The 24,425-nt window shown below is 73.0% G+C and carries 22 protein-coding genes; 5 read left to right on the top strand and 17 right to left on the bottom strand.

Features of this window, described 5'->3' with window-relative positions; all coding sequences use genetic code 11:
* Nucleotides 1-57 precede the first annotated feature (57 nt).
* Nucleotides 58-1,248, top strand: a complete 1,191-nt coding sequence (gene disA, locus IGA62_RS10510; RefSeq protein WP_091452778.1) for a DNA integrity scanning diadenylate cyclase DisA — start codon at nt 58-60, stop codon at nt 1,246-1,248.
* Nucleotides 1,249-1,368: 120 nt separating this feature from the next.
* Here disA and IGA62_RS10515 read toward each other — a convergent pair whose 3' ends face one another.
* From IGA62_RS10515 to IGA62_RS10525, 3 genes are all read right to left on the bottom strand, one after another.
* Complete coding sequence (locus IGA62_RS10515; RefSeq protein WP_145815222.1) at nt 1,369-2,109, bottom strand: hypothetical protein; 741 nt, start codon at nt 2,107-2,109, stop codon at nt 1,369-1,371.
* 87 nt (nt 2,110-2,196) lie between these two features.
* Entirely contained in the window at nt 2,197-2,757 is a 561-nt protein-coding gene (locus IGA62_RS10520; RefSeq protein ID WP_145815221.1) for a peptide deformylase, read from the bottom strand.
* Nucleotides 2,754-3,266, bottom strand: coding sequence for a glycine cleavage system protein R (locus IGA62_RS10525; RefSeq protein ID WP_145815220.1), 513 nt, complete (start codon nt 3,264-3,266; stop codon nt 2,754-2,756). Before IGA62_RS10525 ends, IGA62_RS10520 begins: the two co-directional genes overlap by 4 nt.
* 96 nt (nt 3,267-3,362) lie before the next feature.
* On the opposite strand from IGA62_RS10525, the gene IGA62_RS10530 reads away from it, so the two are divergent.
* Nucleotides 3,363-4,271 carry an HhH-GPD family protein gene (locus tag IGA62_RS10530; protein WP_145815219.1) on the top strand — a complete coding sequence of 303 codons (909 nt, stop codon included), beginning with the start codon at nt 3,363-3,365 and terminating at the stop codon, nt 4,269-4,271.
* Nucleotides 4,272-4,509: 238 nt separating this feature from the next.
* On the opposite strand, the gene IGA62_RS10535 is transcribed toward IGA62_RS10530, so the two are convergent.
* From IGA62_RS10535 to lysS, 3 genes are all read right to left on the bottom strand, one after another.
* Complete coding sequence (locus tag IGA62_RS10535; protein WP_145821679.1) at nt 4,510-7,047, bottom strand: ATP-dependent Clp protease ATP-binding subunit; 2,538 nt, start codon at nt 7,045-7,047, stop codon at nt 4,510-4,512.
* Between the two features lie 471 nt (nt 7,048-7,518).
* Nucleotides 7,519-7,869, bottom strand: coding sequence for a histone-like nucleoid-structuring protein Lsr2 (locus IGA62_RS10540; protein WP_145815218.1), 351 nt, complete (start codon nt 7,867-7,869; stop codon nt 7,519-7,521).
* Between the two features lie 102 nt (nt 7,870-7,971).
* On the bottom strand, nt 7,972-9,480 hold the full coding sequence (gene lysS / locus IGA62_RS10545) for a lysine--tRNA ligase (protein WP_145815217.1): 1,509 nt from the start codon (nt 9,478-9,480) through the stop codon (nt 7,972-7,974).
* 91 nt (nt 9,481-9,571) lie between these two features.
* Here lysS and IGA62_RS10550 point away from each other — a divergent pair, with 91 nt between their 5' ends.
* Entirely contained in the window at nt 9,572-10,312 is a 741-nt protein-coding gene (locus IGA62_RS10550; protein ID WP_145815216.1) for a class I SAM-dependent methyltransferase, read from the top strand.
* A 58-nt stretch (nt 10,313-10,370) separates the two neighbouring features.
* On the opposite strand, the gene IGA62_RS10555 is transcribed toward IGA62_RS10550, so the two are convergent.
* The 7 genes from IGA62_RS10555 to IGA62_RS10585 all read right to left on the bottom strand — a co-directional run bounded on the left by IGA62_RS10555 (nt 10,371) and on the right by IGA62_RS10585 (nt 17,452).
* Nucleotides 10,371-11,129 (bottom strand): type III pantothenate kinase, encoded by a 759-nt coding sequence (locus tag IGA62_RS10555; protein WP_145815215.1) that lies wholly within the window; start codon nt 11,127-11,129, stop codon nt 10,371-10,373.
* 29 nt (nt 11,130-11,158) lie between these two features.
* A complete protein-coding gene (gene nadC, locus IGA62_RS10560; protein ID WP_145815214.1) occupies nt 11,159-12,055 on the bottom strand; it encodes a carboxylating nicotinate-nucleotide diphosphorylase in 897 nt (298 codons plus the stop codon).
* 109 nt (nt 12,056-12,164) lie between these two features.
* The gene (locus tag IGA62_RS10565) at nt 12,165-13,859 is read right to left on the bottom strand and encodes an L-aspartate oxidase (protein ID WP_145815213.1); all 1,695 of its coding nucleotides are present in this window, start codon (nt 13,857-13,859) and stop codon (nt 12,165-12,167) included.
* A 230-nt stretch (nt 13,860-14,089) separates the two neighbouring features.
* On the bottom strand, nt 14,090-14,986 hold the full coding sequence (locus IGA62_RS10570; protein WP_145815212.1) for a septum formation family protein: 897 nt from the start codon (nt 14,984-14,986) through the stop codon (nt 14,090-14,092).
* Nucleotides 14,987-15,121: 135 nt separating this feature from the next.
* Nucleotides 15,122-15,547: an aspartate 1-decarboxylase gene (gene panD / locus IGA62_RS10575; protein ID WP_145821678.1), complete on the bottom strand. Its 426-nt coding sequence runs from the start codon at nt 15,545-15,547 to the stop codon at nt 15,122-15,124.
* A 106-nt stretch (nt 15,548-15,653) separates the two neighbouring features.
* On the bottom strand, nt 15,654-16,496 hold the full coding sequence (gene panC, locus IGA62_RS10580; protein WP_145815211.1) for a pantoate--beta-alanine ligase: 843 nt from the start codon (nt 16,494-16,496) through the stop codon (nt 15,654-15,656).
* Nucleotides 16,493-17,452 carry a Rossmann-like and DUF2520 domain-containing protein gene (locus IGA62_RS10585; RefSeq protein WP_145815210.1) on the bottom strand — a complete coding sequence of 320 codons (960 nt, stop codon included), beginning with the start codon at nt 17,450-17,452 and terminating at the stop codon, nt 16,493-16,495. Before IGA62_RS10585 ends, panC begins: the two co-directional genes overlap by 4 nt.
* Nucleotides 17,453-17,638: 186 nt before the next feature.
* On the opposite strand from IGA62_RS10585, the gene IGA62_RS10590 reads away from it, so the two are divergent.
* Both IGA62_RS10590 and IGA62_RS10595 read left to right on the top strand, forming a co-directional pair.
* Entirely contained in the window at nt 17,639-18,745 is a 1,107-nt protein-coding gene (locus tag IGA62_RS10590) for an SAM-dependent methyltransferase (RefSeq protein ID WP_145815209.1), read from the top strand.
* Nucleotides 18,746-18,762: 17 nt separating this feature from the next.
* On the top strand, nt 18,763-19,926 hold the full coding sequence (locus tag IGA62_RS10595; RefSeq protein WP_186499692.1) for an NADH-quinone oxidoreductase subunit D: 1,164 nt from the start codon (nt 18,763-18,765) through the stop codon (nt 19,924-19,926).
* A gap of 92 nt (nt 19,927-20,018) precedes the next feature.
* On the opposite strand, the gene IGA62_RS10600 is transcribed toward IGA62_RS10595, so the two are convergent.
* The 4 genes from IGA62_RS10600 to IGA62_RS10615 form a co-directional block, all read right to left on the bottom strand.
* Nucleotides 20,019-21,641: a hypothetical protein gene (locus IGA62_RS10600; RefSeq protein WP_145815207.1), complete on the bottom strand. Its 1,623-nt coding sequence runs from the start codon at nt 21,639-21,641 to the stop codon at nt 20,019-20,021.
* Between the two features lie 115 nt (nt 21,642-21,756).
* Entirely contained in the window at nt 21,757-22,764 is a 1,008-nt protein-coding gene (locus IGA62_RS10605; RefSeq protein WP_232624944.1) for a glycine betaine ABC transporter substrate-binding protein, read from the bottom strand.
* 253 nt (nt 22,765-23,017) lie between these two features.
* Nucleotides 23,018-23,740, bottom strand: coding sequence for an ABC transporter permease (locus tag IGA62_RS10610; protein WP_145815206.1), 723 nt, complete (start codon nt 23,738-23,740; stop codon nt 23,018-23,020).
* A complete protein-coding gene (locus IGA62_RS10615; protein ID WP_145815205.1) occupies nt 23,737-24,423 on the bottom strand; it encodes an ABC transporter permease in 687 nt (228 codons plus the stop codon). The genes IGA62_RS10610 and IGA62_RS10615 overlap by 4 nt, the downstream gene beginning before the upstream one ends.
* Nucleotides 24,424-24,425 lie beyond the last annotated feature (2 nt).

Below are 24,425 nucleotides of genomic sequence, written 5' to 3' on the forward strand. Positions count from 1 at the left end.
GACACATCACAGTAACCACGGGAGCACCCAACGCACGTCAGTCCGTAGACTGTCCGCGTGCCGATCGACCGCGATGCCAGCAAGCCAGCCGGCGCGACGCCCCATGCCCGCAGCGGCCCCCTGGGCTCGCCGGCACGACCGATCAGTGTCAACGTGACCGGCGTCGCCAGCACCGTCGGGGCCGGGGGTGACCCGCTCCGGGCGAACCTCGCCCTCATGGCGCCCGGCACCGCGCTCCGCGACGGCCTGGAGCGCATCCTGCGGGGCCGCACCGGCGCGCTGATCGTCCTGGGTTACGACAAGGTCGTCGAGACGCTCTGCACCGGCGGTTTCCCGCTCGACGTGGAGTTCTCCGCCACCCGCATCCGCGAACTCTGCAAGATGGACGGCGCCGTGGTGCTGTCCAGCGACGGCACCCGGATCGTCCGGGCGGCGGTGCACCTGATGCCCGACCCGTCCATCCCGACGGAGGAGTCGGGCACCCGGCACCGCACCGCCGAGCGGGTGGCCCGGCAGACCGGTTACCCGGTCATCTCGGTCAGCCAGTCGATGCGGATCATCAGCCTCTACGTCAACGGCCAGCGGCACGTACTGGACGACTCGGCCGCCATCCTCTCCCGGGCCAACCAGGCGCTGGCCACCCTGGAGCGCTACAAGCTGCGGCTGGACGAGGTCTCCGGCACCCTCTCGGCACTGGAGATCGAGGATCTGGTCACCGTCCGGGACGCGGTGGCGGTGGTGCAGCGGCTGGAGATGGTCCGCCGGATCGCCGACGAGATCGCCGGCTACGTGGTCGAGCTGGGCACCGACGGCCGGCTGCTCGCCCTCCAGCTCGACGAGCTGATGGCCGGAGTGGACGCCGACCGCACCCTGGTCATCCGGGACTACCTCCCCAGCGGGCGCAAGTCACGCACCCTGGACGAAGCCCTGGTCGAGCTGGACCTGCTGGGGGCGACCGAACTGATCGACCTGGTCGCGGTGGCGAAGGCCATCGGCTACCCGGGTGCGTCCGACGCGCTGGACGCGGCGGTCAGCCCGCGCGGCTTCCGGCTGCTGGCCAAGGTGCCCCGCCTGCCGGTCTCCATCGTCGACCGGCTGGTGCTGCACTTCGGCAGCCTCCAGCGCCTGCTCGGCGCGACGGTGGAGGACCTCCAGGCCGTCGAGGGGGTCGGCGACGCCCGGGCCCGGGGCGTGCGGGAGGGGCTCTCCCGGCTCGCCGAGGCGTCGATCCTGGAGCGCTACGTCTGACCTGCGCTCCCGTCCCCGCCTGGTGGTAGCAGGGGACCCCTGTTACCCATTTTCGGTGTGCAGGGGACCCCTGCTACCACCTGACGGTGGGGGATCCCCCGCAAAGGACGTTCGGCCGGATCAGTCGACGACGGTGAGCTTCACCGGGGCGCTGAGCTTGGTGTCGAGCCGTCCGAAGACCTGGTACGTCCCGGCCGGTGCCGGCTTTCCGTTGGCCAGGCCGTTGGCGCACTTCGTGGCGTCCAGCCCGTTCCAGGTCACCTGGTACGACCGCTCGAAGTCAGGGGTGAAGGACTGCACGTCCGAGCCCTTGGCGGTGCCGCAGGTGTCGGAGGACCACACCTTCTCCGCGCCCGACTTGACGAAGAGTTCCTGGAGGTCGGCGCCGACGTCCCGGGTGCACGTCCGGTCCGAGGTGTTCTTGATCCTGAGTTGCAGGTCGACCGTACCGCCGGAGCGGACCGAGGCGGGTGCCACCACCGGGGTCACCGAGATCTCGGCGTCGGTGCACGCACCGGCACCGCCCGCCGGCACGATGGGGTCCCCGGGTCCCACCGGCGCGCCACTGGTCGCCGCCGGACCACCACCGCCATCCGGACCGCCACCGGCCGGGCCTCCGCCGCCCGGCGCGCCGGGCCCGGCGGACGCTGGCGGCTCGCCTGACTGAGGAGTCAGTACGGAACCGGTCGGGTCACCCGCCGACGGTGTCGGGGTGGGCGACCGCTCCGGACTCGCGGTCTTGTCGCTCGACCCGGAGCACGAGTAGAGCACGACAATCAGGAACAGGATCCCCGCTCCAAGTACGACGGCACGACGCCGCCAGTACACGGCGGGCGGCAGGGGGCCAACCGTCAGACGCATGATGCCCCCACCGTAGCGGCGCAGCGCTCCCCGACCGGGCGCGACGCGCCGGGACGGCAACGGCTCACCGTGCCAACTCCTCGCCCGTCAGAGGTAGACCTTGCGTTGGTAGATCGCGTGCGCGCCGGCAACCCGGTCGAGGAAGAGCAGGCCGGCACAGTGGTCGATCTCGTGTTGCAGGGCGCGGGCCTCGAAGCCGTCGGTGGCGATCCGCACCGGACGGCCCGTGCCGGGCAGGGTGCCCTCCACCACCAGCCGGCTGGCCCGCTTCACGTCACCGGTGAGGTCGGGCACCGACATGCACCCCTCCCGCCCGGCCTTCCACCGGCTCGCCTCCACCACCCGGGCGTTGCAGAGCACGAACGTGCCGTGCACGGTCACCGACTTCGGGTGGCCGGTCACGTCGACGGCGAAGACCTGGGCCCCGACCCCGATCTGCGGCGCGGCCAGCCCGACACAGCCCGGAGAGACCCGCATCGTCGCGACCAGGTCGGCGGCGAGGCGTACCACCTCGTCGGAGGTGGCGTCGACCTCGGCACCCGTCCGGCTGAGCACCGTGTGCGGCGCGGCCACCACCGGCCGTACCTCACCCGGCACCCCGAGCGCCTCCGGTGTCCAGCCGTCCAGGCCGGTGACCTGCGCGGTCACAGCAGATCCGGGTCGGCCGGGCGGAGTGTCACCTCGACGCCCAGGTCGGCGGCCGTACGGGAGAGCCGCTCCCGCAACTGGTCCACGGCGCCGGGGGGCAGGTCGACCTCGGCGACCACCACGTAGAGCGCCCCGGTCAACCGGGTGGTCAGATCGGTGACGTTGCCGCCGACGTCGGCCAACGCCCGGGTCGTCGCCGCGACGATGCCGAGCCGGTCCGCCCCGTGCACCGCCATCACGTACGGCTCGCCGGGAGGTGCCGTGACACCGTCCGGGGTGACCGTCCGTACGCTCGCCAGGAGTTGACCGTCGGCGGCGAGCGGGCCGAGCGCGGCCTCGACCTCGGCGGCGGCCGGGCCGACGCAGACCAGGGTCATCGCGAAGTGACCGCGCAGCCGGGTCATCGTCGAGTCGGTGAGGTTCGCGCCGAGCCCGGAGAGCACCTCCGCGACGTCGGCCACGATGCCGGGCCGGTCCCGGCCGATGACGGTGATCGCGAGCTCGTTCATTCCGGCATTCTCGCCGACCAGCGGAAACGGCCGGACGACAACCGCCGGACCGCCCACGCTGCGGGACATGCCGGACATGACATCATCGGCGACGCGATGACAGAGCAGAGTTTCGCCGACCGGGTCAGCCGGTGGTACGAGCAGAACGCCCGCGACCTGCCGTGGCGCGGCCCCGACGTGAGCCCCTGGGCGATCCTGGTCAGCGAGGTGATGTTGCAACAGACCCCGGTGGTACGGGTGCTGCCGGCCTGGGAGGCATGGCTGGCCCGGTGGCCGGTGCCGGCCGCCCTGGCCGCCGAGAGCCCTGCGGACGCGATCCGGATGTGGGGACGGCTCGGCTACCCCCGCCGGGCGGTACGCCTGCACGAGTGCGCGGTGGCCCTGGTGGACCGGCACGGTGGCGAGGTGCCGGACCGGCTGGACCAGTTGCTCGCCCTGCCCGGGGTCGGGACGTACACCGCGCGGGCGGTGGCGGCCTTCGCGTTCGGACAGCGGCACCCGGTGGTGGACACCAACGTCCGGCGGGTGGTGGCCCGGGCGGTGGCCGGGGAGCCGGACGCCGGCCCGACCACCCGCCCCGCCGACCTGGTGGCGACGGAGGAACTGCTGCCGGTCGAGCCGGCCGCCGCCGCCCTGGCGAGCGCGGCCTTCATGGAACTGGGGGCGGTGGTCTGCACCGCCCGGTCACCACGCTGCGCGGTCTGCCCGGTGGAGCCGGTCTGCGCCTGGCGCGCCTCGGGGCAGGAGGCACCGACCGGGCCGACGCGCCGCCCGCAGCGGTACGCCGGCACCGACCGGCAGGTACGCGGGCTGCTGCTCGCGGTGCTGCGGGAGGCCACCGGCCCGGTGCCCCGGCCCCGGCTGGACCAGGTCTGGGCCGACGACGTGCAACGGTCGCGGGCACTGGCCGGGCTGGTCACCGACGGGCTGGTGGAACCGGCCGGCGAAGCGGCCTACCGACTCGTCGGCGACGCTCCCGCACCGGCCGGCCAGCCGCTCACCTGAGGCGGTTGCCGGAGAGCGGCCGCCAGGCGACGTCCTGCCGGACGGGCGTGGTTGCAGGGGGCCCTTGCTCCGCAGAATGCGGTAGCAGGGGACCCCTGCTCATCAAAAAGCGGTAGCAGGGGGCCCCTGCAACCACCTGGGGCGAAAGAGGCGAGGGCCCGGCGGCAAAGCCGCCGGGCCCTCGCTTCGGTTGTTCGCCGGTTCCGCAGGTGGTGAGACCTGTCGGGGAATCCGACCGTTACGCCGCCTCGTCCGCGCCCGTGGCGGCAGTGCCGCCGAGGTCGGCCGGGACAGCGTCCGGCACGTCGACCGGCCGGTCCGCGCCACGGAAGACGAGCTTGGACTTGTCGACGTTGTTCGGGTCGCCCTCGCAGTCCACCACCACGATCTGACCGGGGATCAGCTCGTTGAAGAGGATCCGCTCGGAGAGGTTGTCCTCGATGTCGCGCTGGATCGTGCGACGCAGCGGACGGGCACCGAGCACCGGGTCGAAGCCCTTGGTGGCCAGGTACTTCTTGGCGTTGTCGGTCAGCTCCAGGCCCATGTCCTTGTTGCGCAGCTGGGTCTCGATCCGGGCGATCATGATGTCCACGATCGAGAGGATCTCCTGCTGGCGCAGCTGGTGGAAGACGATGGTGTCGTCGATCCGGTTGAGGAACTCGGGCCGGAAGTGCTGCTTCAGCTCGTCGTTGACCTTCTGCTTCATCCGGTCGTAGTTGGACTCGGAGTCCTCCGACGCCTGGAAGCCGAGCGACACCGCCTTGGCCACGTCCCGGGTACCGAGGTTCGTGGTCAGGATGATGACCGTGTTCTTGAAGTCCACGATCCGGCCCTGACCGTCGGTGAGCCGACCGTCCTCCAGGATCTGGAGCAGCGTGTTGAACACGTCCGGGTGGGCCTTCTCGATCTCGTCGAAGAGGACCACCGAGAACGGCCGACGCCGCACCTTCTCGGTCAGCTGCCCACCCTCGTCGTAGCCGACGTAGCCGGGAGGCGCACCGACGAGCCGGGAGACGGTGTACCGGTCGTGGAACTCGGACATGTCGAGCTGGATCAGCGCGTCCTCGCTGCCGAACAGGAACTCGGCGAGCGCCTTGGAGAGCTCGGTCTTACCGACACCGGACGGACCGGCGAAGATGAACGAGCCGGACGGCCGCTTCGGGTCCTTCAGGCCGGCCCGGGTACGCCGGATCGCCTTCGAGACCGCCTTGACCGCGTCCTCCTGGCCGATGACGCGCTTGTGCAGCTCGTCCTCCATGCGCAGCAGGCGGGAGGTCTCCTCCTCGGTCAGCTTGTAGACCGGAATGCCGGTCCAGTTGCCGAGAACCTCGGCGATCTGCTCGTCGTCGACCTCGCTGACGACGTCCAGGTCGCCCGCCTTCCACTCCTTCTCCCGCTGGGCCTTCTGGCCGAGGAGCTGCTTCTCCTTGTCGCGGAGCTGGGCGGCGCGCTCGAAGTCCTGCGCGTCGATCGCGGACTCCTTGTCCCGGCGGACCTGGGCGATCCGCTCGTCGAAGTCGCGCAGGTCCGGCGGCGCGGTCATCCGGCGGATCCGCATCCGGGCACCGGCCTCGTCGATCAGGTCGATCGCCTTGTCCGGCAGGAAGCGGTCGGAGATGTAGCGGTCGGCCAGGGTCGCGGCGGCCACCAGGGCGGCGTCGGTGATGCTCACCCGGTGGTGCGCCTCGTACCGGTCGCGCAGGCCCTTGAGGATCTCGATGGTGTGGGCCAGCGAGGGCTCACCCACCTGGATCGGCTGGAACCGCCGCTCGAGCGCGGCGTCCTTCTCCAGGTGCTTGCGGTACTCGTCGAGGGTGGTGGCACCGATGGTCTGGAGCTCACCCCGGGCCAGCATCGGCTTGAGGATGCTGGCGGCGTCGATCGCCCCCTCGGCGGCACCCGCACCCACCAGGGTGTGGATCTCGTCGATGAAGAGGATGATGTCGCCGCGGGTGCGGATCTCCTTGAGCACCTTCTTGAGGCGCTCCTCGAAGTCACCGCGGTAGCGGGAGCCGGCCACCAGGGCACCGAGGTCGAGGGTGTAGAGCTGCTTGTCCTTCAGCGTCTCGGGCACCTCGCCCTTGATGATCTTCTGGGACAGCCCCTCCACCACGGCGGTCTTGCCGACGCCGGGCTCACCGATCAGGACCGGGTTGTTCTTGGTACGGCGGGACAGCACCTGCATGACCCGCTCGATTTCCTTCTCGCGCCCGATCACCGGGTCGAGCTTGCCCTCGCGGGCGGCCTGGGTGAGGTTACGGCCGAACTGGTCCAGCACGAGACTGGTCGACGGCGCGGCCTCGCCGGTGGCGGTGCCCGCGGCGGCGGGTTCCTTGCCCTGGTAGCCGGAGAGGAGCTGGATCACCTGCTGGCGGACCCGGTTGAGGTCGGCGCCGAGCTTGACCAGCACCTGGGCGGCGACGCCCTCGCCCTCCCGGATCAGGCCGAGCAGGATGTGCTCGGTGCCGATGTAGTTGTGGCCGAGCTGGAGCGCTTCGCGCAGCGACAGCTCCAGCACCTTCTTGGCCCGCGGCGTGAACGGGATGTGCCCGCTCGGCGCCTGCTGGCCCTGGCCGATGATCTCCTCGACCTGCTGACGGACGCCCTCCAGGGAGATGCCGAGGCTCTCCAGGGCCTTTGCCGCGACACCCTCACCCTCGTGGATCAGGCCCAGCAGGATGTGCTCCGTACCGATGTAGTTGTGGTTGAGCATCCGGGCCTCTTCTTGGGCCAGGACGACAACCCGTCGCGCTCGGTCGGTGAACCGCTCGAACATGCCCTCGTGCTCCTCACGTGCCGTGCGCACTCGATCTTGGTGGTCAAGATTCTTGGCGGGGCCGGTGCGCGGACGACCGGGGTGGGCGTCCGTGCCTCCTTACTCTATCGCCGCGAGCCGACTCCGCTGAGGTCGTGTGTCTCCGCTGGGTGCCGGTTACGCGTCGTTTTACCCAACCGTCCACGCTCAGGAGGTGTTCCGGGCACCTGCCCTGTACGCGCAGAGCGAAATTCTGTGGGCCGGCGGAGGGGTTGGAGAGGCCCTCCGGGCCCCGGACGGCTCTCCACAGGCTGTGGAAAACTCCTCCACCGGTTGTGGACAACGTCCGTTCCGCCGGATTCCTTCCCACGGCGCGGGCCGCCCGTCCCCGGCGGTCCCCGACCCACCACGGGCAGGTTGGACGACGAACCGACGCCGGCCCGGAGCGGGTGCTCCGGGCCGGCGTCGGTGTCGCTGGAGTCGAGGTCGGCGTCAGTGGCCGGCCTTCGCGTGGAACTCGTCGACGATCTCCTGTGGGATACGCCCCCGGTCGGAGATCTCCCGCCCCTCCCGCTTCGCCCAGTCCCGGATCGCCTTGTTCTGCGCCCGGTCCGCGGTGGCGCCACCCCGGCCGCGCGCGGCCCGGCCGCCCACCACCACGCCCCCTCGACCGACCTTCGAGCCGGCCGCGACGTAGGGGGCGAATAGCTCCCGCAATTTCTCGGCGTTCTTGTCGGAGAGGTCGATCTCGTACTGAACGCCGTCGAGCGCGAACTTGACGGTCTCGTCGGCGTCTCCGCCGTCCAGGTCATCGACCAGCTTGTGAATGATCTGCTTGGCCACGTGCCATTCCTTTCGAGCAGGTTCTCCTGCTAACAAGAGCACAATAGCGGGCACGATGCTCACCCCGTCAATAGGACGGGGGATTCGCCACGGGTAGCCTCGCTACTCCGGGCGCACCAAGGGGAAGAGGATCGTTTCCCGAATTCCCAGGCCCGTCAGGGCCATCAACAGCCGGTCGATTCCCATTCCCATACCCCCGGCCGGCGGCATTCCGTACTCCATGGCCCGCAGGAAGTCCTCGTCGAGCCGCATGGCCTCGTCGTCCCCCCGGGCCGCCAGCGTCGCCTGGGCGACCAGCCGTTCCCGCTGCACAACCGGGTCCACCAGCTCGGAGTAGGCGGTGGCCAGCTCGAAACCGAGCACGTAGAGATCCCACTTCTCGGCCAGGCCGGGCTCGTCCCGGTGGCCCCGGGTGAGCGGGCTGGTCTCCTCCGGGTAGTCCCGCACGAAGGTCGGTTCCTGGAGGCCCGGCACCACCAGTTCCTCGAAGAGTTCCTCGGCGAGCTTGCCCGGACCCCACTTCGGGTCGACGGAGAGACCGACCTTCTCCGCGTACTGCACCAGACGGGCGTGTTCGGTGCGGACGGTGACCTCCTCACCGAGCGCTTCGGAAAGAACACCGAAGAGCGTCACCGAGCGCCACTCGCCACCGAGGTCGAACTCCCGGCCGTCGGCGTGGGCCACCGTGGTCGACCCGGCGACCGCGATCGCCGCCTGCTGCACCAGATTCCGGGTGAGCGCGGCCATCGTGTCGTAGTCGCCGTACGCCTCGTACGCCTCGAGCATCGCGAACTCGGGCGAGTGCGAAGAGTCGATGCCCTCATTACGGAAGTTACGGTTGATCTCGAAGACCCGGTCGACGCCGCCGACCACCGCCCGCTTGAGAAACAGTTCCGGGGCGATTCGCAGATAGAGATCCGTACCCAACGCATTGCTGTGCGTCACGAATGGGCGCGCGGCGGCCCCACCGTGGAGGAGCTGGAGCATCGGGGTCTCGACCTCGATGAATCCCTTGCCGTGCAGCGAGTCACGCAGGCTGCGCACCGTCGCCGCCCGGGTTCGTACCATCTGGCGGGCCTGCGGTCGGACGATCAGGTCGACGTACCGCTGCCGGACCCGGGCCTCCTCACTGAGCGGCTTGTGCGCCACCGGCAGCGGACGCAGCGCCTTGGCGGTCACCGCCCACTGCTCGACCAGCACGGACAGCTCGCCCCGCCGGCTGGTGATCACCTCGCCGGTGACCCCGACCAGGTCACCCAGGTCGACCTGGCGCTTCCAGTCGTCCAACCGCTCGGCACCGACCCGGTCGAGCGAGAGCATCGCCTGCAACTCCGTACCGTCCCCGTCGCGCAGGGTGGCGAAGCAGAGCTTGCCGGTGTTCCGTACGAAGATCACCCGGCCGGTGACCCCGACCCGGTCGCCGGTGGCGGTGTCGGTGGGCAGGTCGGCGTACTTCTCCCGAACGGCGGCCAGGGTGCTGGTCCGGGGGTAGCCGATCGGGTAGGGCTCGACGCCGTCGGCGAGCATCCGGTCACGCTTCTCCCGGCGGACCTTCATCTGCTCGGGAAGGTCGTCGGCGGGATCGATCGGCACGGGGTTCTGCTCGCTCACGGCATGCTTCCTCAGCGGGAGAAATCGGGTGGGTCCAAGGCACGAGCCTACTCAAGCCCCTCCGGGGGCCGGCACTCGATAACCTGCCGCCATGGCCGATCCCACCCACGCCCTGTCGTTCGGTACGGCCGCCGCCGAGTACGACCGGTTCCGGCCCCGCTATCCGGAAGCCGCCCTGCGCTGGGCGCTCGACGGGCTCGCCCCGGCCGCCCGGATCGTCGACCTGGGTGCGGGCACCGGCATCCTGACCCGGAGCCTGCTCGCGCTCGGGCACCCGGTGACCGCCGTGGAACCCGACCCCGGGATGCGGGCCCGGTTCGCCGATGCCACGCCCGGCGTCGTCGCTCTGGCCGGCACCGCCGAATCGGCGCCGCTGCCCGACGGGTACGCCGACGCGGTGCTGGCCGGCCAGGCGTACCACTGGTTCGACCGCGAGCGCGCGCACCCGGAGATCGCCCGGGTGCTGCGGCCCGGCGGCACCCTCGCCCTGGTCTGGAACCTGCGCGACGACCGGACGCCGTGGGTGACCGAGCTGAACCGGATCGCCGAGATCGGCGACACCGTCGACCATCTGCTCGCGAGCGTCACCGACCTCGGCCCTGAGTTCGCCGCCCCGGAGTGGGCCGAGTTCCCGCACACCACCGTGCTGACCCCGGACGAGCTGCTCGGCATGGTGCGTACCCGCTCGCACTACCTGACCGCAGGGCCGGAGCACCGGCGACGGGTCGACCGGGAACTGCGCGACCTGCTCCGCTCCCACCCCGACCTGTCCGGTCGGGAGACCCTCGTCCTGCCGTACCGGACGTTGGTGCTCCGCGCCCGCCGGGACTGAGGTCGGCGGGCCCCGCGACGGGTGGCCCTGCGGTGCCGCCGGACGGCCTTCGACGACCTCAGACGTTGCGCTCGTAGACCATCCGGAGACCGATCAGGGTGATCATCGGTTCGTGGTGGGTGATGGAGCGGCACTCGTTGATCACCAGCGAGGCCAGCCCGCCGGTAGCGATCACCGCCTTGACCTCGCCCAACTCCTCGGTCATCCGCTCGACGATCCGGTCCACCTGGCCGGCGAAGCCGAAGTAGAGGCCGGACTGGAGGCACTCCACGGTGTTCTTGCCGATCACCGACCGGGGCTTCGTCGCCTCGACCTTGCGCAGCTGGGCCGCCCGGGCGGCGAGGGCGTCGAAGGAGATCTCGATGCCCGGGGCGAACGCCCCGCCCAGGAACTCGCCCCGGCCGCTGATCACGTCGAAGTTGGTGGTGGTGCCGAAGTCCACCACGATCGACGGCCCGCCGTAGAGGGTGTACGCGGCGAGCGTGTTGACCACCCGGTCCGACCCGACCTCCTTGGGGTTGTCGATGGCCAGCTGCACCCCGGTGCGTACTCCCGGCTCGACGACGACACTGGGCAGGTCCCCGTAGTAGCGGGCCAGCATGGTCCGCAGCGAGCGGAGCGCGGCCGGCACCGTGGAGCAGGCGGCGACCCCGGTGATCTCCACCGCGTCCCCGGCGAGCAGGCCCCGGAACATCAGGCCCAGCTCGTCGGCGGTCGACCGGGCGTCGGTCTTGATCCGCCAGGAGTGCACCAGCCGGTCGCCGTCGAACGTGGCCAGCACGGTGTTGGTGTTTCCGATGTCGATGCAGAGCAGCACGCACGCAGCCTAGACAACGCCGGAAGCGGTCACGCCGCCCGCAGGTCCAGAGCGATGTCCAGGATCGGCGAGGAGTGCGTCAACGCGCCCACCGAGAGATAGTCGACGCCGGTGGCGGCGTACTCGGCGGCGACGTCCAGCGTCAGGCCACCGGTCGCCTCCAGTTCGGCCCGGTCCCCCACCGCGGCCACCACCTCGGTCAGCGTCGCCGGGGTCATGTTGTCCAGCAGCAGGAAGTCCGCGCCGGCCTCGACCGCCTCCACCGCCTCGGCCAGCGTGTCCACCTCCACCTGCACCGGCACCTCGGGGAAGGCCTCCCGGACCCGACGGTAGGCGGCGGCGATCCCGCCGGCCGCGAACTTGTGGTTGTCCTTGATCATGGCGACGTCGTGCAGGCCCATCCGCTTGTTGGTGCCACCGCCGGCCCGCACCGCGTACTTCTCCAGGGACCGCAGCCCCGGGGTGGTCTTCCGGGTGTCCAGCACCATCGCCTTCGTGCCGGCCAGCGCGTCCGCCCAGGCCCGGGTGTGGGTGGCCACCCCGGACATCCGGCAGAGCAGGTTGAGCGCCGTCCGCTCGGCGGTGAGCAGCGAGCGGGTCGGGCCGGTGACCGTGGCCAGCACGTCACCGCGTGCCACCCGCGCGCCGTCGGCGGACACCAGGGACACCTCGACCGTACGGCGGTCGCCGGTCACCGAACCGACCAGCTCGAACACGGCCGCGGCGACGGCCAGCCCGGCGACCACCCCGTCCGCCCGGGCCACCAGGTCGGCCGTGTCGACCTGCTCGGCCGGGATGGTGGCCAGACTCGTGACATCCCGGAACTGGGGGCCGAGATCCTCACGCAGGGCGGACTCGACGATCCGCCGGACCTCCGCCGGGCTGAGCCCGGCCTCCCGCAGCGCCTGCTCCGTCCACTCCCTCATCGGGCCTCCTCGGTTCGCGACTGCGGGGTTCGCAGGATGGGCTCACTCCGTACGGGGACTCCTCGGTTCGCGGGCCGTGGGGTCCGCCGGACCGGCTCGCTCCGCGTGTTCACCCGGACTCCTCCCACCGGTGGGCCAGCCGACCGCCCGCGCCGATCGAGCCGACCAGGTGGCCGCGCCACGTCTGGTCGGCCGTCGGGAAGTCCTCCCGCCAGTGGCAACCCCGCGTCTCCCGGCGGGCGTACGCGGCGGCGACCAGGGTCGACGCCACCGTGACCAGGTTCGTCGCCTCCCAGCTCGCGGTGCGGGGCTCGCCCCGGCCCGCGCCGAGTTCGGTCAGCGTTCCCGCCGTCGCGGCCAGGGTCCCCGCCGAGCGGAGCACCCCGGCCCCCCGGGTCATCGCCCGTTGCAGCACCGGCGTCACCTCCGGCGGCACCACCCAGCCGCCCCCGCCCCGCCACGCGCCGGTCGGTGCGGGCTGCGCCTGCTCGGGCAGGCCCCGGGCGATGTCCTCGGCGATCCGTCGGGAGAAGACCAGCCCCTCCAGCAGCGAGTTGCTGGCCAACCGGTTGGCCCCGTGGACTCCGGTGCAGGCCACCTCGCCGCAGGCGTACAGGCCGGGGATGGAGGTCTGGCCGCGCAGATCCGTACGGACGCCGCCGGACGCGTAGTGGGCTGCCGGGGCGACCGGGATCAGGTCGGTCGCCGGGTCCACGCCGATGGCCAGGCAGGAGGCCACGATGGTCGGGAAGCGGCGGGCCAGGTGCGCGCCGCCCAGGTGCCGGGCGTCGAGGTAGACGTGGTCCGCGCCGGTCGCCAGCAGCACCCGGTGGATGCCCTTGGCCACCACGTCACGGGGAGCCAGCTCGGCCAGCTCGTGCTGCCCCACCATGAACCGCTTGCCGTCGGCGTCGACCAGGTACGCGCCCTCGCCGCGCAGCGCCTCGGAGACCAGCGGCTGCTGGGCGTGCCCGGCCCCGGGCACCCGGGCCTGCTCCGGGACGATCAACGCGGTCGGGTGGAACTGGACGAACTCCACGTCCGTCACGGCTGCCCCGGCCCGCAGGGCCAGCGCGACACCGTCCCCGGTCGACACGGCCGGGTTGGTGGTCGCCGCGAAGATCTGCCCCATGCCGCCGGTGGCCAGGACGACCGCGCGGGCCAGGATCGCACCGACGCCGTCCTCGCTCCCCTCGCCCAGCACGTGCAGGGTGATCCCGCAGGCCCGGCCGAGCCCGCCGGGGCCGTCACCGGGGGCCCGGAGCAGATCCAGCACCAGGGCGTGCTCCACCAGGCGGATCCACGGGTCGCGGCGGACTGCGGCGTGCAGCGCCCGCTGCACCTCCGCGCCGGTGGCGTCCCCGCCGGCGTGCACGATCCGGTCGGCCCGGTGCCCGCCCTCGCGGGTCAGCATCAGCGAGCCGTCCGGATGCCGGTCGAACTCGGCCCCGATCCGCATCAGCTCCCGCAGCCGCGTGGGCCCCTCCTCCACCAGCACCCGCACCGCCGCCGGGTCGCAGAGCCCCACCCCGGCGACCTCGGTGTCGTGCGCGTGCGCGCCCGGGGTGTCGGCCGGGTCGAGCACCGCGGCGATGCCGCCCTGCGCCCAGCGGGTCGAGCCCTCGTCGATGTTCACCTTGGTGACGACGGTGACGTGCAGCCCCGCCTCCCGCAGGTGCAGCGCGGCGGTCAGGCCGGCGACCCCGGACCCGACCACGATCACGTCGGTGGTCTCGACCCAGCCGGGCGCGGGCGCGGCCAGCAGCTCGGGGACGCTGGGCAGCGCGACGGTCGACAGCTCCATGGGCACAGTCAACCGCGTCGGCCCGGGTCGCGCAGCGGCGGGGGCCGACGCGAGTGGCGCGCCCGACCCTCCACCTGACTGGCGCGCTCGCCGGCGGGTGTGGTGGTTGCGCGCGGGGTCGCGGTGGTTTGCAGGGGGCCCTTCCTACACAGAAAGCGCGAGCAGGGGACCCCTGCAACCACCCGGAGCGGGCAGCTGAGAGCTCCGTCGGGGAGGGCGGACCGGGACGGTCAGCGGGTGCGGACGGGCAGGACGGCCGGACCGGCCCCCCGCAGCGAGCGGGTCACCGTGCGGTCGCTGAGCCAGAGATAGCAGCGCACGCCCCGGTCGCCGGCCTTCCAGCGGGCCGCACCGGGTGGGCGTACCACCACGTCGGTGCGGAACCGCAGGTCGTCGTCGACCGGCAGGCCGGCGTAGCCGGCGAGGACCGACCGGCAGCCGGTGTAGACCGGGGCCCAGTCGGCGGGCTTCGCCGGGTACCGGGTGTCCGGGGCCTTCCACACCCCGACGAACTCCGCGTTGTGCGCCTTGGCGCAGTCGGCGGGGGTGACCGTCTGCACGCCCAACTGCGCGCCGGTACGCGCGTTCTGGCAGCCCAGCCGGAGTGGGGAAGCCCCTTTGAGGGCGTCGCGCAGGCTGCCGGTGCGTTGCACCGTCCGGCCGGCCCGTTCGACGGTGTCGACCTCGGTGACGTCGCACCGGTACCAGCGGGCACCGGCCGCCCAGCCGACCGTGGACGGCAGCGCCACCCCGAGCCGCAGCCGACCCACCCGCCACTCGTCACCGACGTACGCCGAGGTGCGGGTGTCACAGTCGGCGAACGCGGCCCGCATCGCCGGTGAGTCGACGGCCGGAGCCGAGGTGACCGCCGGTGGGAAGGTGCCCACGTGCGCGGTCTCGACCCGGTGCGGCACGCCGCAGTCCACCGGCTCGAAGGTGGCGAGCGGGACCACGTCGGCGAAGTCGGCCACCTGGCAGACCCCGGCCGGCGGCACGAACGGCCCCGGCGCGGCCAGCGCCGCCCAGTCGTCGACCAGGTCGCCGTCCAGCCCGCCCGCGTCGCCACAGCCGGCCAGCAGGGTGGCCGTCAGCAACAACGCGGCCAGGCTCCTCCTCGCACGGCGCATCGCGGCCTCCCCAGCCAGCCGCCGTCGCCCGACGGCGCGCGGTAAGGGTAACCAGAAATGACCCTCCGGTAACAGAGCGGATGCGCGGGCCGTAACCGGACACCCGCCCCGGTGCGGCCCGGACGGCCGACGTGGTCAGCGGACCGCCACCAGGTCCCCGCGCACCGGGTCGCCGACCATCCCCGGGGCCACCCCGGCCGGGTCGGCACCCAACTCGATGACCCGGTTGTCGGCGTCGACGTGCACCACCCGGGGCTGGTACGTCCGCGCCTCGGCGTCGTCCATCTGCCCGTACGAGATGAGGATGACCAGGTCGCCCGGGTGCACCAGGTGCGCTGCGGCCCCGTTGATGCCGATCACGCCGCTGCCCCGCTCGCCCGGGATGACGTAGGTCTCCAGCCGCGCGCCGTTGGTGATGTCCACGATCGCCACCTGCTCGCCGGGGAGCAGGTCGGCGGCATCGAGGAGGTCCTGGTCCACGGTCACCGAGCCGACGTAGTGGAGATCGGCCTGGGTCACCGTGGCCCGGTGGATCTTCGACTTCAGCATGGTGCGGTACATCGGGTTGCCTCTCACGGTCGGATCCGGGCGAACCAGCCCGGGTGGGGGTTCGGGGCCGTACCGGCCCGCGTCTCGTCGCCGGACCGGACCGGCCCGGGAGGGGTGGTCATCGGGGGGCGAGCCGGATCGCCATGTTGTCGATGAGCCGCGTCGCGCCGACCCGGGCCGCGACCAGCAGCCGGGCCGGGCCGGCGACCGGACCGGGTTCCAGATCCGGGTCGGTGAGGACCAGGTAGTCCAGTTCCACGTCCGACCGGTCGTCGAAGACGGCGTTGGCCGCGACCAGCACGTCGGTGGCGGTCGCGCCGTCGGAGGCGGCCAGCGAGCCCGCGTGCAGCGCCGCCGACAGGCTCCGCGCGGTGACCCGCTCGGCCGGGGAAAGGTAACGGTTACGGCTGGACAGGGCCAGCCCGTCCGGCTCGCGGACCGTCGGCACGCCGACCACCCGGACCGGCACGTCGAGGTCGCGGACCATCCGCCGGACCAGGGTGAGCTGCTGGTAGTCCTTCTCGCCGAAGAAGGCGAGGTCGGCCCGGGTGAGCTGGAGCAGCTTCAGGACCACGGTGAGCACCCCGTGGAAGAAGCCGGGACGGCTCTCCCCCTCCAGTTCGCCGCCGAGCCGGCCCGGGTCGAGACGCACCCCGGGTGCCCCGTCCGGGTACATGTCCGCCACCGAGGGGGCGAAGACCAGGTCCGCTCCGGCCCGCCGGCACACTTCGAGATCTTCGTCGAGGGTGCGCGGGTACCGGTCGAAGTCCTCGTTCGGGCCGAACTGCAACGGGTTGACGAAGACCGTCACCAGCACGTGGTCGACCTGCTCACGGGCGGCCCGCAGCAGCGACTCGTGCCCCGGGTGCAGCGCACCCATGGTCATCACCACCCCGACCGTGCCGGTCAGGGCGGCCCGCGCCGTGGCGAGTTCCGCGCGGGTGTGCACCACCGTGGTCACGCCACCGCCTCCTGTCGCATGCCGCCCAGCACCCCGAGCAGCGACTCCGCGTCGACCGGGCGGAGCCGCCCGGCGGCGATCGCCCGGTCGGCGGTGCGCCGGGCCAGGGCCAGGTACGCCTCGACCGAGTCCGGGGCGGTCGCCGTCAACCGGTCGAGATGCCGCGCGACGGTGCCCGCGTCACCGCGCGACACCGGGCCGGTCAACGCGTCGTCCCCGAGCCGCAGGGCGTTCTCCAGGGCGGCCCGCAGCAGCGGGGCCAGCACCCGTGCCGGCTCCTCCACCCCGGCGTCGCGCAGCCGGTCGGCCGCCTCGTTGACCAGGGTGACCAGATGGTTCGCGCCGTGGGCCAGGGAGGCGTGGTAGAGCGGCCGGTCGGGCTCGGCGATCCACTCCGGCACACCACCGAGGTCGGCGACCAGCCGGGCGGCGAGCACCCGCAGCTCCGGCGGGGCGGTCACCCCGTACGAGACGCCGGGCAGACGGTCGAGGTCGTCGGGCGTACCGGTGAAGGTCATCGCGGGGTGCAGCGCCAGCGGCCGGGCACCCACCTCGGCCGCCGGGGCGAGCGCGTCGAGCCCGTGCGCGCCGGAGGTGTGCACGACCACCTGCCCGGGGCGGAGGACGCCGCTCTCGGCGAGGCCGGTCACCACGGCGGTGAGCGCGTCGTCCGGGACCGCGACGAGCAGCAGGTCGGAGGCGGCCCGGGCGACCGCCAGCACCGGGCGGCGCGGGACGTCGGGCAGCAGCCGGGCGATCCGGGCGGTGGAGACGGTGGAGACACCGGCGGCGGCGACCACCCGGTGACCCGCGGCGGTGAGTGCCGCGCCCAGGACGGCACCGACCCGACCGGCACCGATCACGCCGACGGTGAGGTGGCGGGGAAAGACGGGAACGGAGCCCGACGGGGCAGCGCCGGTGGGCGCGCCGGGGCGCGGGCGCAGGGATGCGCTCATGGCGATGATCCAGTCCTCGAAGGTGGGGTACCGGTCAAGCGCAAGTATGCGCCGTGGTCAGCGGACGGCACAGACAGGTGTGAAAACGTTCACCGGCACGGTCCGGCCCGTCCCGGGGGCGGAACGGACGGGCCGACGGACCCGTAGGGTCGGCCCGGTGACCCCACCTGAACCCGGGACGGACTGATGGGCACCGGTTGGCGGGCGGCGACGACCACGGCGCTCTACGGCCCCACCGGCTTCTTCGTGGCCGGCACCGGCCCGGCGGCGCACTTCCGGACCAGTGTGCACGCGTCCCCGGTGTTCGGCGGGGCGCTGCTGCGCCTGGTCGAACGAGTCGACGCCGCGCTCGGCCATCCCGGCCGGCTGGACGTGGTCGACGTCGGCGCGGGCCGGGGCGAACTGCTCACCACCCTCGCCCAGCTCGCCGTCCGGGCAGCGGACCGCGGCGGACCCGCGCGCCGGGCGGTTGCCCCCCGGAACACGGCGACGGACGACCACTCCACCGGAGGTGGCGGTCGCGTGCCGCCGCTGGTCGACCGGCTCCGGCTGACCGCGGTCGAGGTGGCCCCCCGGCCCGTCGGGCTGTCGCCCGCCGTCGACTGGCGGGACCGGGTACCGGACGGGATCACCGGACTGCTGCTGGCCACCGAGTGGCTGGACAACGTGCCGCTGGACGTCGCGGTGGCCACCGACGACGGCTGGCGTACGGTGCTGGTCGACCCGGCCGGCGTCGAGTCGGTCGGCGGGCCGGTCGACCCCGCCGACGCCGACTGGCTGGCGACCTGGTGGCCGGCGTCCCCCGGCGGGCGGGCCGAGATCGGGCGGACCCGGGACGTGGCCTGGGCGACGGCCGTACGCGCCGTCGACCGGGGACTCGCCCTGGCCGTCGACTACGGTCACCTGCGCTCCGGGCGCCCGTTCGACGGGACGCTGACCGGTTACCGGGCCGGGCGGCAGGTGCCACCGGTGCCGGACGGGTCCTGCGACCTCACCGCGCACGTCGCCGTGGACGCGGTCGGCGTCGCCGGCTCGGCGGTGGCCGGTACGCCGTACACGCTGCTCCGTCAGCGGGAGGCGCTGCGGGCGCTCGGGGCCGACGGCGGTCGACCGCCGCTGGCCCTGGCCACCACCGACCCGGCCGGGTACGTCCGCGCCCTCGCCGCCGCCTCCGCGGTCACCGAGCTGACCGACCCGGCCGGGCTGGGCGGACACTGGTGGCTGCTGCAACCGGTGGGCATCCCCGCGCCGCCGTTGGCACCCGCCGTCTCCGCCCCGTCGCCGGCCCCCTGACCCGCGTCCGTGGCACGATGTCCGGCATGACCACCGACGCCGGGAGCCTGCGTGAATTGACCGTCGGCACCGGGACCGGTCTGGACACCGCCGACATGGTGCTCAACATCGGCCCGCAGCACCCGTCCACCCACGGGGTGCTCCGGTTGAAGCTGGTGCTCGACGGCGAACGGGTTGTGGCCTGCGAGCCGATCGTCGGTTACATGCACCGGGGGGCCGAGAAGCTCTTCGAGGTCCGCGACTACCGGCAGATCATCGTGCTGGCGAACCGGCACGACTGGCTGTCGGCCTTCGCCAACGAGCTGGGCGTGGTGCTCGCCGTCGAACGACTGATGGGGCTGGAGGTGCCGGAACGGGCCGTCTGGCTGCGTACCGCGCTCGCCGAGTTGAACCGGGTGCTCAACCACCTGATGTTCCTGGGCTCGTACCCGCTGGAGATCGGCGCGATCACCCCGATGTTCTACGCCTTCCGGGAACGGGAGACGCTCCAGACGGTGCTGGAGGAGGTCTCCGGCGGCCGGATCCACTACATGTTCAACCGGGTCGGCGGGCTCAAGGAGGAGGTGCCGGCGGGCTGGACCGGCCGCGCCCGGGCCGCCATCGACGAGGTACGCCGTCGCCTGCCCGACCTGGACCACCTGATCCGGCGCAACGAGATCTTCCTGGCCCGTACCGTCGGGGTCGGGGTGCTCTCCGCCGCCGACGCCGCCGCGTTCGGCGCGTCCGGACCGGTGGCCCGCGCCTCCGGGCTCGACCTCGACCTGCGCCGGGACGAGCCCTACCTGGCCTACGGCGAGCTGGACGTGCCGGTGGTCACCCGCACCACCGGGGACTGCCACGCCCGCTTCGAGGTGCTGCTCGACCAGGTGTACGTCTCACTCGACCTCGCCCAGCAGTGCCTGGACCGGGTGGACCGGCTCACCGGGCCGGTCAACACCCGGCTGCCGAAGGTGGTCAAGGCCCCCGAGGGGCACACCTACGCCTGGACCGAGAACCCGCTCGGCATCAACGGCTACTACCTGGTCTCGCGGGGCGAGAAGACGCCATGGCGGTTGAAGCTGCGCACCGCGTCGTACGCCAACGTGCAGGCGCTGGCCACCCTGCTCCCCGGCTGCCTGGTCCCCGACCTGGTGGCGATCCTCGGCTCGATGTTCTTCGTGGTCGGCGACATCGACAAGTAGCCGGCGGGAGCGGGTTGCCGGCCCGGCGGGGAGCAGGCAGCCGGCGGGGAGCGGGCAGCTGGCGGGGAGCGGGCAGCCGGCGGGGAGCCCGGTCAGCGCCAGCGATCCGGAGCGTCGTCGGCGCGCCTCTCGTGCTCGCGGGAGGGCCGACCGTACCGGCCCGGCTCGGGTTCCGTCCGCCGGCCCCGGGCCGAGGGCTCCGGCCAGTCGTCGTCCTGCCGCCGGCCACGCGGCGGCGACCACCCGGGCTCGGCGGGGGACGTCGGCCACCCGGTCCCCTCCCCGGACCGGTGCGGCGTCGACCGCCCGTCCGCCGCACGGTCGCCCCGCGCGGGCCGCCACTGCTCCGGCACGGGAACACCGCCCGGCGGCAGGGCCCGGTCCGGGTCGGGCCGGTGGCCGTCCCGGCGCGGGTACTCCGGACCGGCCCCGCGTGGCTCGTCCCGGTCGTAGCCGTCGTCCGGGTGCCCGCGCCGGGGGCGCCGGACGGCCGCCCAGTGGTCCTCCACCCGCAGTTCGGTGCCGTCGCCGTCGGCGTGCAGCGCCGCCCGCCGCTCGCTCATCCGCAGTTCCCGGCCGTGCTCGTCGTCTCGGACGGTCGCCCACCGGCCTCCGGCCCGGACCTCGGACCAGTCGTCGGCACCGGCGTCCCCCGACGGGTACGCCGGCCCCGGGTCCGGCCGGTCCGGGGCACCCCGTCGGGACCGGCTGTCGCCGCCGGTCGGCCCGGACCGTTCCCCGCCTGGGTGTCCGTACCGCTCGTCGGCCCCGCCGTACCGGCCACCGGCCGAGGTGCGCCAGTCCGGGTCCGGCCGGGGATGGTCCTCCCGTGACGGGTAGCCGTCCCACCGGTCGGCCCGCTCCGGGTCATGCCCCGACCAGGGCTGCTCCTCCCGTGGCGTCCACCGGCCGTAACCGCCCGGCCCCGGGTCCGGGGTGCCGTCCACGACGGTGTGCCGGGTGGTCACGTGGACGGTCTCGGTGTGCCGTACCACGCCGACCGGACGGGCCGGTGCCTCCGGACCGGGCGCGGCTCCGGGCCGGACGTCGGGTCCGTCGGAGCGGGCCGACCCGCCGTACACCCCGCCCGCCGCGCGTTCGGAGGCGTACCGGGAGGTGGCCCGGGGCCGGGCGACCGGCTCCTGGTCGGCGTACCAGTCCCCGCCCGTCCGGTGGTCGGGGAACGGCTCCCCGTCCGGCTCGGCCGCCCGGCGACGTCCCGCTGCCGGCTCCGAGGTCCGGCGGCGACCGTCCTCCGGGTCGTCCGCGCGGCGACGTCCGCCCTCCGGCTCCGGCTCGTCGGCGGCGGGCCGGACCGGGACGGTCCCGGCCACCGTCACCCTCGCCCGCCCGGCCCGGGGCTGCTCGGCGGCCGGCACCTCGTCGTTCCGGGCCCCCACCGGCTCGGCGGACCAACGGGCCGGGTCGGCGGCCGGACGGGCGGAGTGGGCGACGGCGGCGAGTTCGGCCCGCAACTCGTCGATCTCGTCGGCGAGCTGCCGCACCTCGGCGGCGGTGTCCGGGCGGAGCGCGACCGAAATATTGATCATCACCACTGCGGTGATCGCCAGCACGGCGGCGACGCGCAGCAGGCCGTTGCCGTCGGCGACCAGCAACAGCAACGCCGCGAGCGCGGCGACCGCCAGGCCGGCCCGGAACAGGAGGGTCAGCCGCGACGCGGCGCGCTTGTCGTCCAGGGAGACCGGAGCAGGCATGGGTGTGCAGCCTACCGAGCGTTGCCGGGACGAAAAAGGCCGACGGCACCCGAAACCGGGCACCGTCGGCTGATGACACGGATCCGCGCGCCGGGCGGCCGGCGCGCGGATGGACTCAGCTTCCCGCGAGCGCCCCGTCGGAGGAGAGGACCAGGCCCACGCTGGCGGCGCCGGTCTTCAGGGCGTTCTTGGTCTGCGGGCCGGCGGCGTCCAGAGAGCTGAACGAGCCGGCTTTGAAGTTGTAGACCTCGACCAGGCCGACCTGGCACTTCGGCCGCTGCGGGCACTCCGGCGGACCGGCGAGCACCGTGTCGGCACCCGAGCACTTCTCGGCGAGCTGGGTGAGGGTGGTCACGCCGTACTTGTCGGAGAAGGCCTTGGTGACGGCGAAGGCGTTCTGGTCCTGGGCGGCCGAGGGCGTCCCGAAGGTCAGGCCGGCCTTCTCCCCGACGGCCTTGAGCGCCGCGACGGTCTTCGCCAGGTCCGGCGAGGAGATCGGCTGGGCGTCCTTGCCGTTGGCCTTGGTGTTGAGGAACTCCGCCAGGGTCGCCGCGTACTCCGGGACGACCTGGATCTCGCCCTTCTCCAGGGCCGGCTCGTACAGCTCCCGGCTGCCGATCTGCTGCACCTTCACCTGGTACCCGGCAGCGGTCAGCACGATCCGGTACAACTCGCCGAGGGTCTGGTTCTCGCTGAAGTTGGCCGCCCCGACCACGATCGAGCCGCCGGGCCCCTTGGCGATGCCCTCGGTGAGGTTGTTCGCCGTGGCGAACTCCTCGGCAGCCGCCTTGGGGGTCTTGCGGTCCACGTCGACGGCCTTGTTCAAGGCGATCAGCTTCGGCGTGTCCAGCGCCGCCGAGACCTTGTCGAGCGCGGCGACGAGCTGCGGGTTCGCCGCCTTCGCGTTGATCGCCGGGAGGACGTTGTCGGTGTTCTGGAGCAACTTGTCGTCGTCGAGGACGACCAACTGGTCACCGGCGACCGGGGCGCAGCCCGCGCCGGAGGCCCCCGCCTCCGGGGCTTCGGTGCCGGAGGAACCGGCGTCACCGCAACCGGTGAGGAACCCGGCCGCGGCGAACACACCCACCGCGCCGATCGCCAATCGAGTACGTGCGCGCATCATCAGCCCGCCTCCTGTGTCCCGGCGCGACCCGTCCGGGCCGGCCGCGTGTCCGACGGGCGATCTCCTGCCGCCCGTGTGTCTTCCCCCCGAGTCACCCACTCGCGGGAACCCCACGAGACATCCTCGCGGATTCACGCGAGGCGCACTCGCAGAAGTCCCACGAAACACTTTCGGAGGCGGAGGGACAACCCGCGCGGCGGATTTTGTCGCCGGATCGTCACCCATCGACCGATCCGACGTCGTCGAGGCGGGGTCAGCCCCCGGCCACGGCGCTCGCCGCACGGCCGCCGGCCCGGCGACGGGCCCGGCGCAGCGGGCGCGGGGTGACCAGCCGTTCGACCAGGGCCAGGAGCAGCTCGACCAGGATCGCCAGTCCGGCCACCAGCACGCCGCCGGCGACGATCTGCCCGCCACCGGCCGCGATGTCCAGCCCGAAGCCGGCCCGGATGATCTGGCCCAGCCCGCCGCCGTTGACGAAGGAGGCCAGGGCGGCGGTGGCCACCACCTGGACGGCGGCGGTGCGGAACCCGGCCGCGAGGTACGGCACCGCCAGCGGCAGTTCCACCCGACGCAGCACCTGCCAGCCGGAGAAGCCCATGCCCCGGGCCGCGTCGCGGGCCTCCGGATCGGCCTGCCGGATCCCGGTGTACGCGTTCGCCAGCAGCGGCGGCACGGCGAAGACGGCCAGCGCGACCACCACCGCCGGCTGTCCGAAGCCGAGGAAGGTCAGCGGCAGGATGGTCAGCAGGGCGAGCGTCGGCACGGCGAGCGTCACGTTGGAGACGAGCACCACCACACCACCGCCCCGACCGGTGTGCCCGAGCCAGAAGCCGATCGGCCAGGCCACCAGGCAGCCGAGGACGACCGCCGCCGCCGACATGGACAGATGCTCCCCGAGGCGGTCCAGGACACCACCCGGGTTGGTCCAGTTGAGCGGGTCGTTGAGCCAGCGCACCGCCTGCTCGATCGCGCTCATGGGGTGGTCCTCCGCAGCCAGGGGGTGAGCAGCCGGCCGACCCCGGCCAGCATCAGGTCGAGCACCAGCGCCAGCAGCACGCAGAGCAGGGTGCCGGTCATGATCTGTGCCTTGTAGAAGTTGTTCTGGAAGCCGGCGAAGATCAGCTGGCCCAGCCCGCCCCGGCCGACCACCACGCCCACCGTCACCAGGGCGACCGTGGAGACGGTGGCGAGTCGCAGTCCGGTGAGGATGCCGGGCAGCGCGAGTGGCAGCTCCACCCGGAACAGTCGCCCCCAGCGGCCGTACCCCATGCCCTGGGCGGCCTCCCGGACCTCCGGCGGCACCTGGTTGAGCCCGGCCACCGCGTTACGCACGATGACCAGCAGCGCGTAGAGCACCACCACGCTGAGTACGGTCACCGCCCCGATCCCGAGGTACGGCGCGAGAAAGGCGAACAGCGCCAGGGACGGGATCGTGTAGAGCACGCCGGTGAGTGCGAGAATCGGGCCGGTGAGCGGCCGGAACCAGTACGCCGCCACCGCCAGTGGCAGGGCCACCAGCGCGGCGATCACCACCGCGCGGGCGGTCAGCGAGGCGTGCTCCCCCAGCGCGGCGGCGATGGTGTCGGAGTTGTCCCGCACGTACTGCCAGGAGAACCACGGGTTACCCGGATCGGCCCGGTAGCTCAGGCGGAAGGACATGC

It is taken from the genome of Micromonospora sagamiensis (assembly GCF_014680085.1).
GTDB lineage: Bacteria > Actinomycetota > Actinomycetes > Mycobacteriales > Micromonosporaceae > Micromonospora > Micromonospora inyonensis.

Coding starts and splice junctions, on each gene's coding strand:
- IGA62_RS10585 (WP_145815210.1), bottom strand. CDS start 17,452: ATGAGCGCATCCCTGCGCCCGCGCCCCGGCGCGCCCACCGGCGCTGCC.
- IGA62_RS10605 (WP_232624944.1), bottom strand. CDS start 22,764: ATGATGCGCGCACGTACTCGATTGGCGATCGGCGCGGTGGGTGTGTTC.
- IGA62_RS10570 (WP_145815212.1), bottom strand. CDS start 14,986: ATGCGCCGTGCGAGGAGGAGCCTGGCCGCGTTGTTGCTGACGGCCACC.
- panD (WP_145821678.1), bottom strand. CDS start 15,547: ATGTACCGCACCATGCTGAAGTCGAAGATCCACCGGGCCACGGTGACC.
- IGA62_RS10550 (WP_145815216.1), top strand. CDS start 9,572: ATGGCCGATCCCACCCACGCCCTGTCGTTCGGTACGGCCGCCGCCGAG.
- IGA62_RS10610 (WP_145815206.1), bottom strand. CDS start 23,740: ATGAGCGCGATCGAGCAGGCGGTGCGCTGGCTCAACGACCCGCTCAAC.
- IGA62_RS10565 (WP_145815213.1), bottom strand. CDS start 13,859: ATGGAGCTGTCGACCGTCGCGCTGCCCAGCGTCCCCGAGCTGCTGGCC.
- IGA62_RS10600 (WP_145815207.1), bottom strand. CDS start 21,641: ATGCCTGCTCCGGTCTCCCTGGACGACAAGCGCGCCGCGTCGCGGCTG.
- IGA62_RS10515 (WP_145815222.1), bottom strand. CDS start 2,109: ATGCGTCTGACGGTTGGCCCCCTGCCGCCCGCCGTGTACTGGCGGCGT.
- IGA62_RS10535 (WP_145821679.1), bottom strand. CDS start 7,047: ATGTTCGAGCGGTTCACCGACCGAGCGCGACGGGTTGTCGTCCTGGCC.
- IGA62_RS10590 (WP_145815209.1), top strand. CDS start 17,639: ATGGGCACCGGTTGGCGGGCGGCGACGACCACGGCGCTCTACGGCCCC.
- nadC (WP_145815214.1), bottom strand. CDS start 12,055: ATGAGGGAGTGGACGGAGCAGGCGCTGCGGGAGGCCGGGCTCAGCCCG.
- IGA62_RS10615 (WP_145815205.1), bottom strand. CDS start 24,423: ATGTCCTTCCGCCTGAGCTACCGGGCCGATCCGGGTAACCCGTGGTTC.
- IGA62_RS10525 (WP_145815220.1), bottom strand. CDS start 3,266: ATGAACGAGCTCGCGATCACCGTCATCGGCCGGGACCGGCCCGGCATC.
- IGA62_RS10595 (WP_186499692.1), top strand. CDS start 18,763: ATGTCCGGCATGACCACCGACGCCGGGAGCCTGCGTGAATTGACCGTC.
- IGA62_RS10530 (WP_145815219.1), top strand. CDS start 3,363: ATGACAGAGCAGAGTTTCGCCGACCGGGTCAGCCGGTGGTACGAGCAG.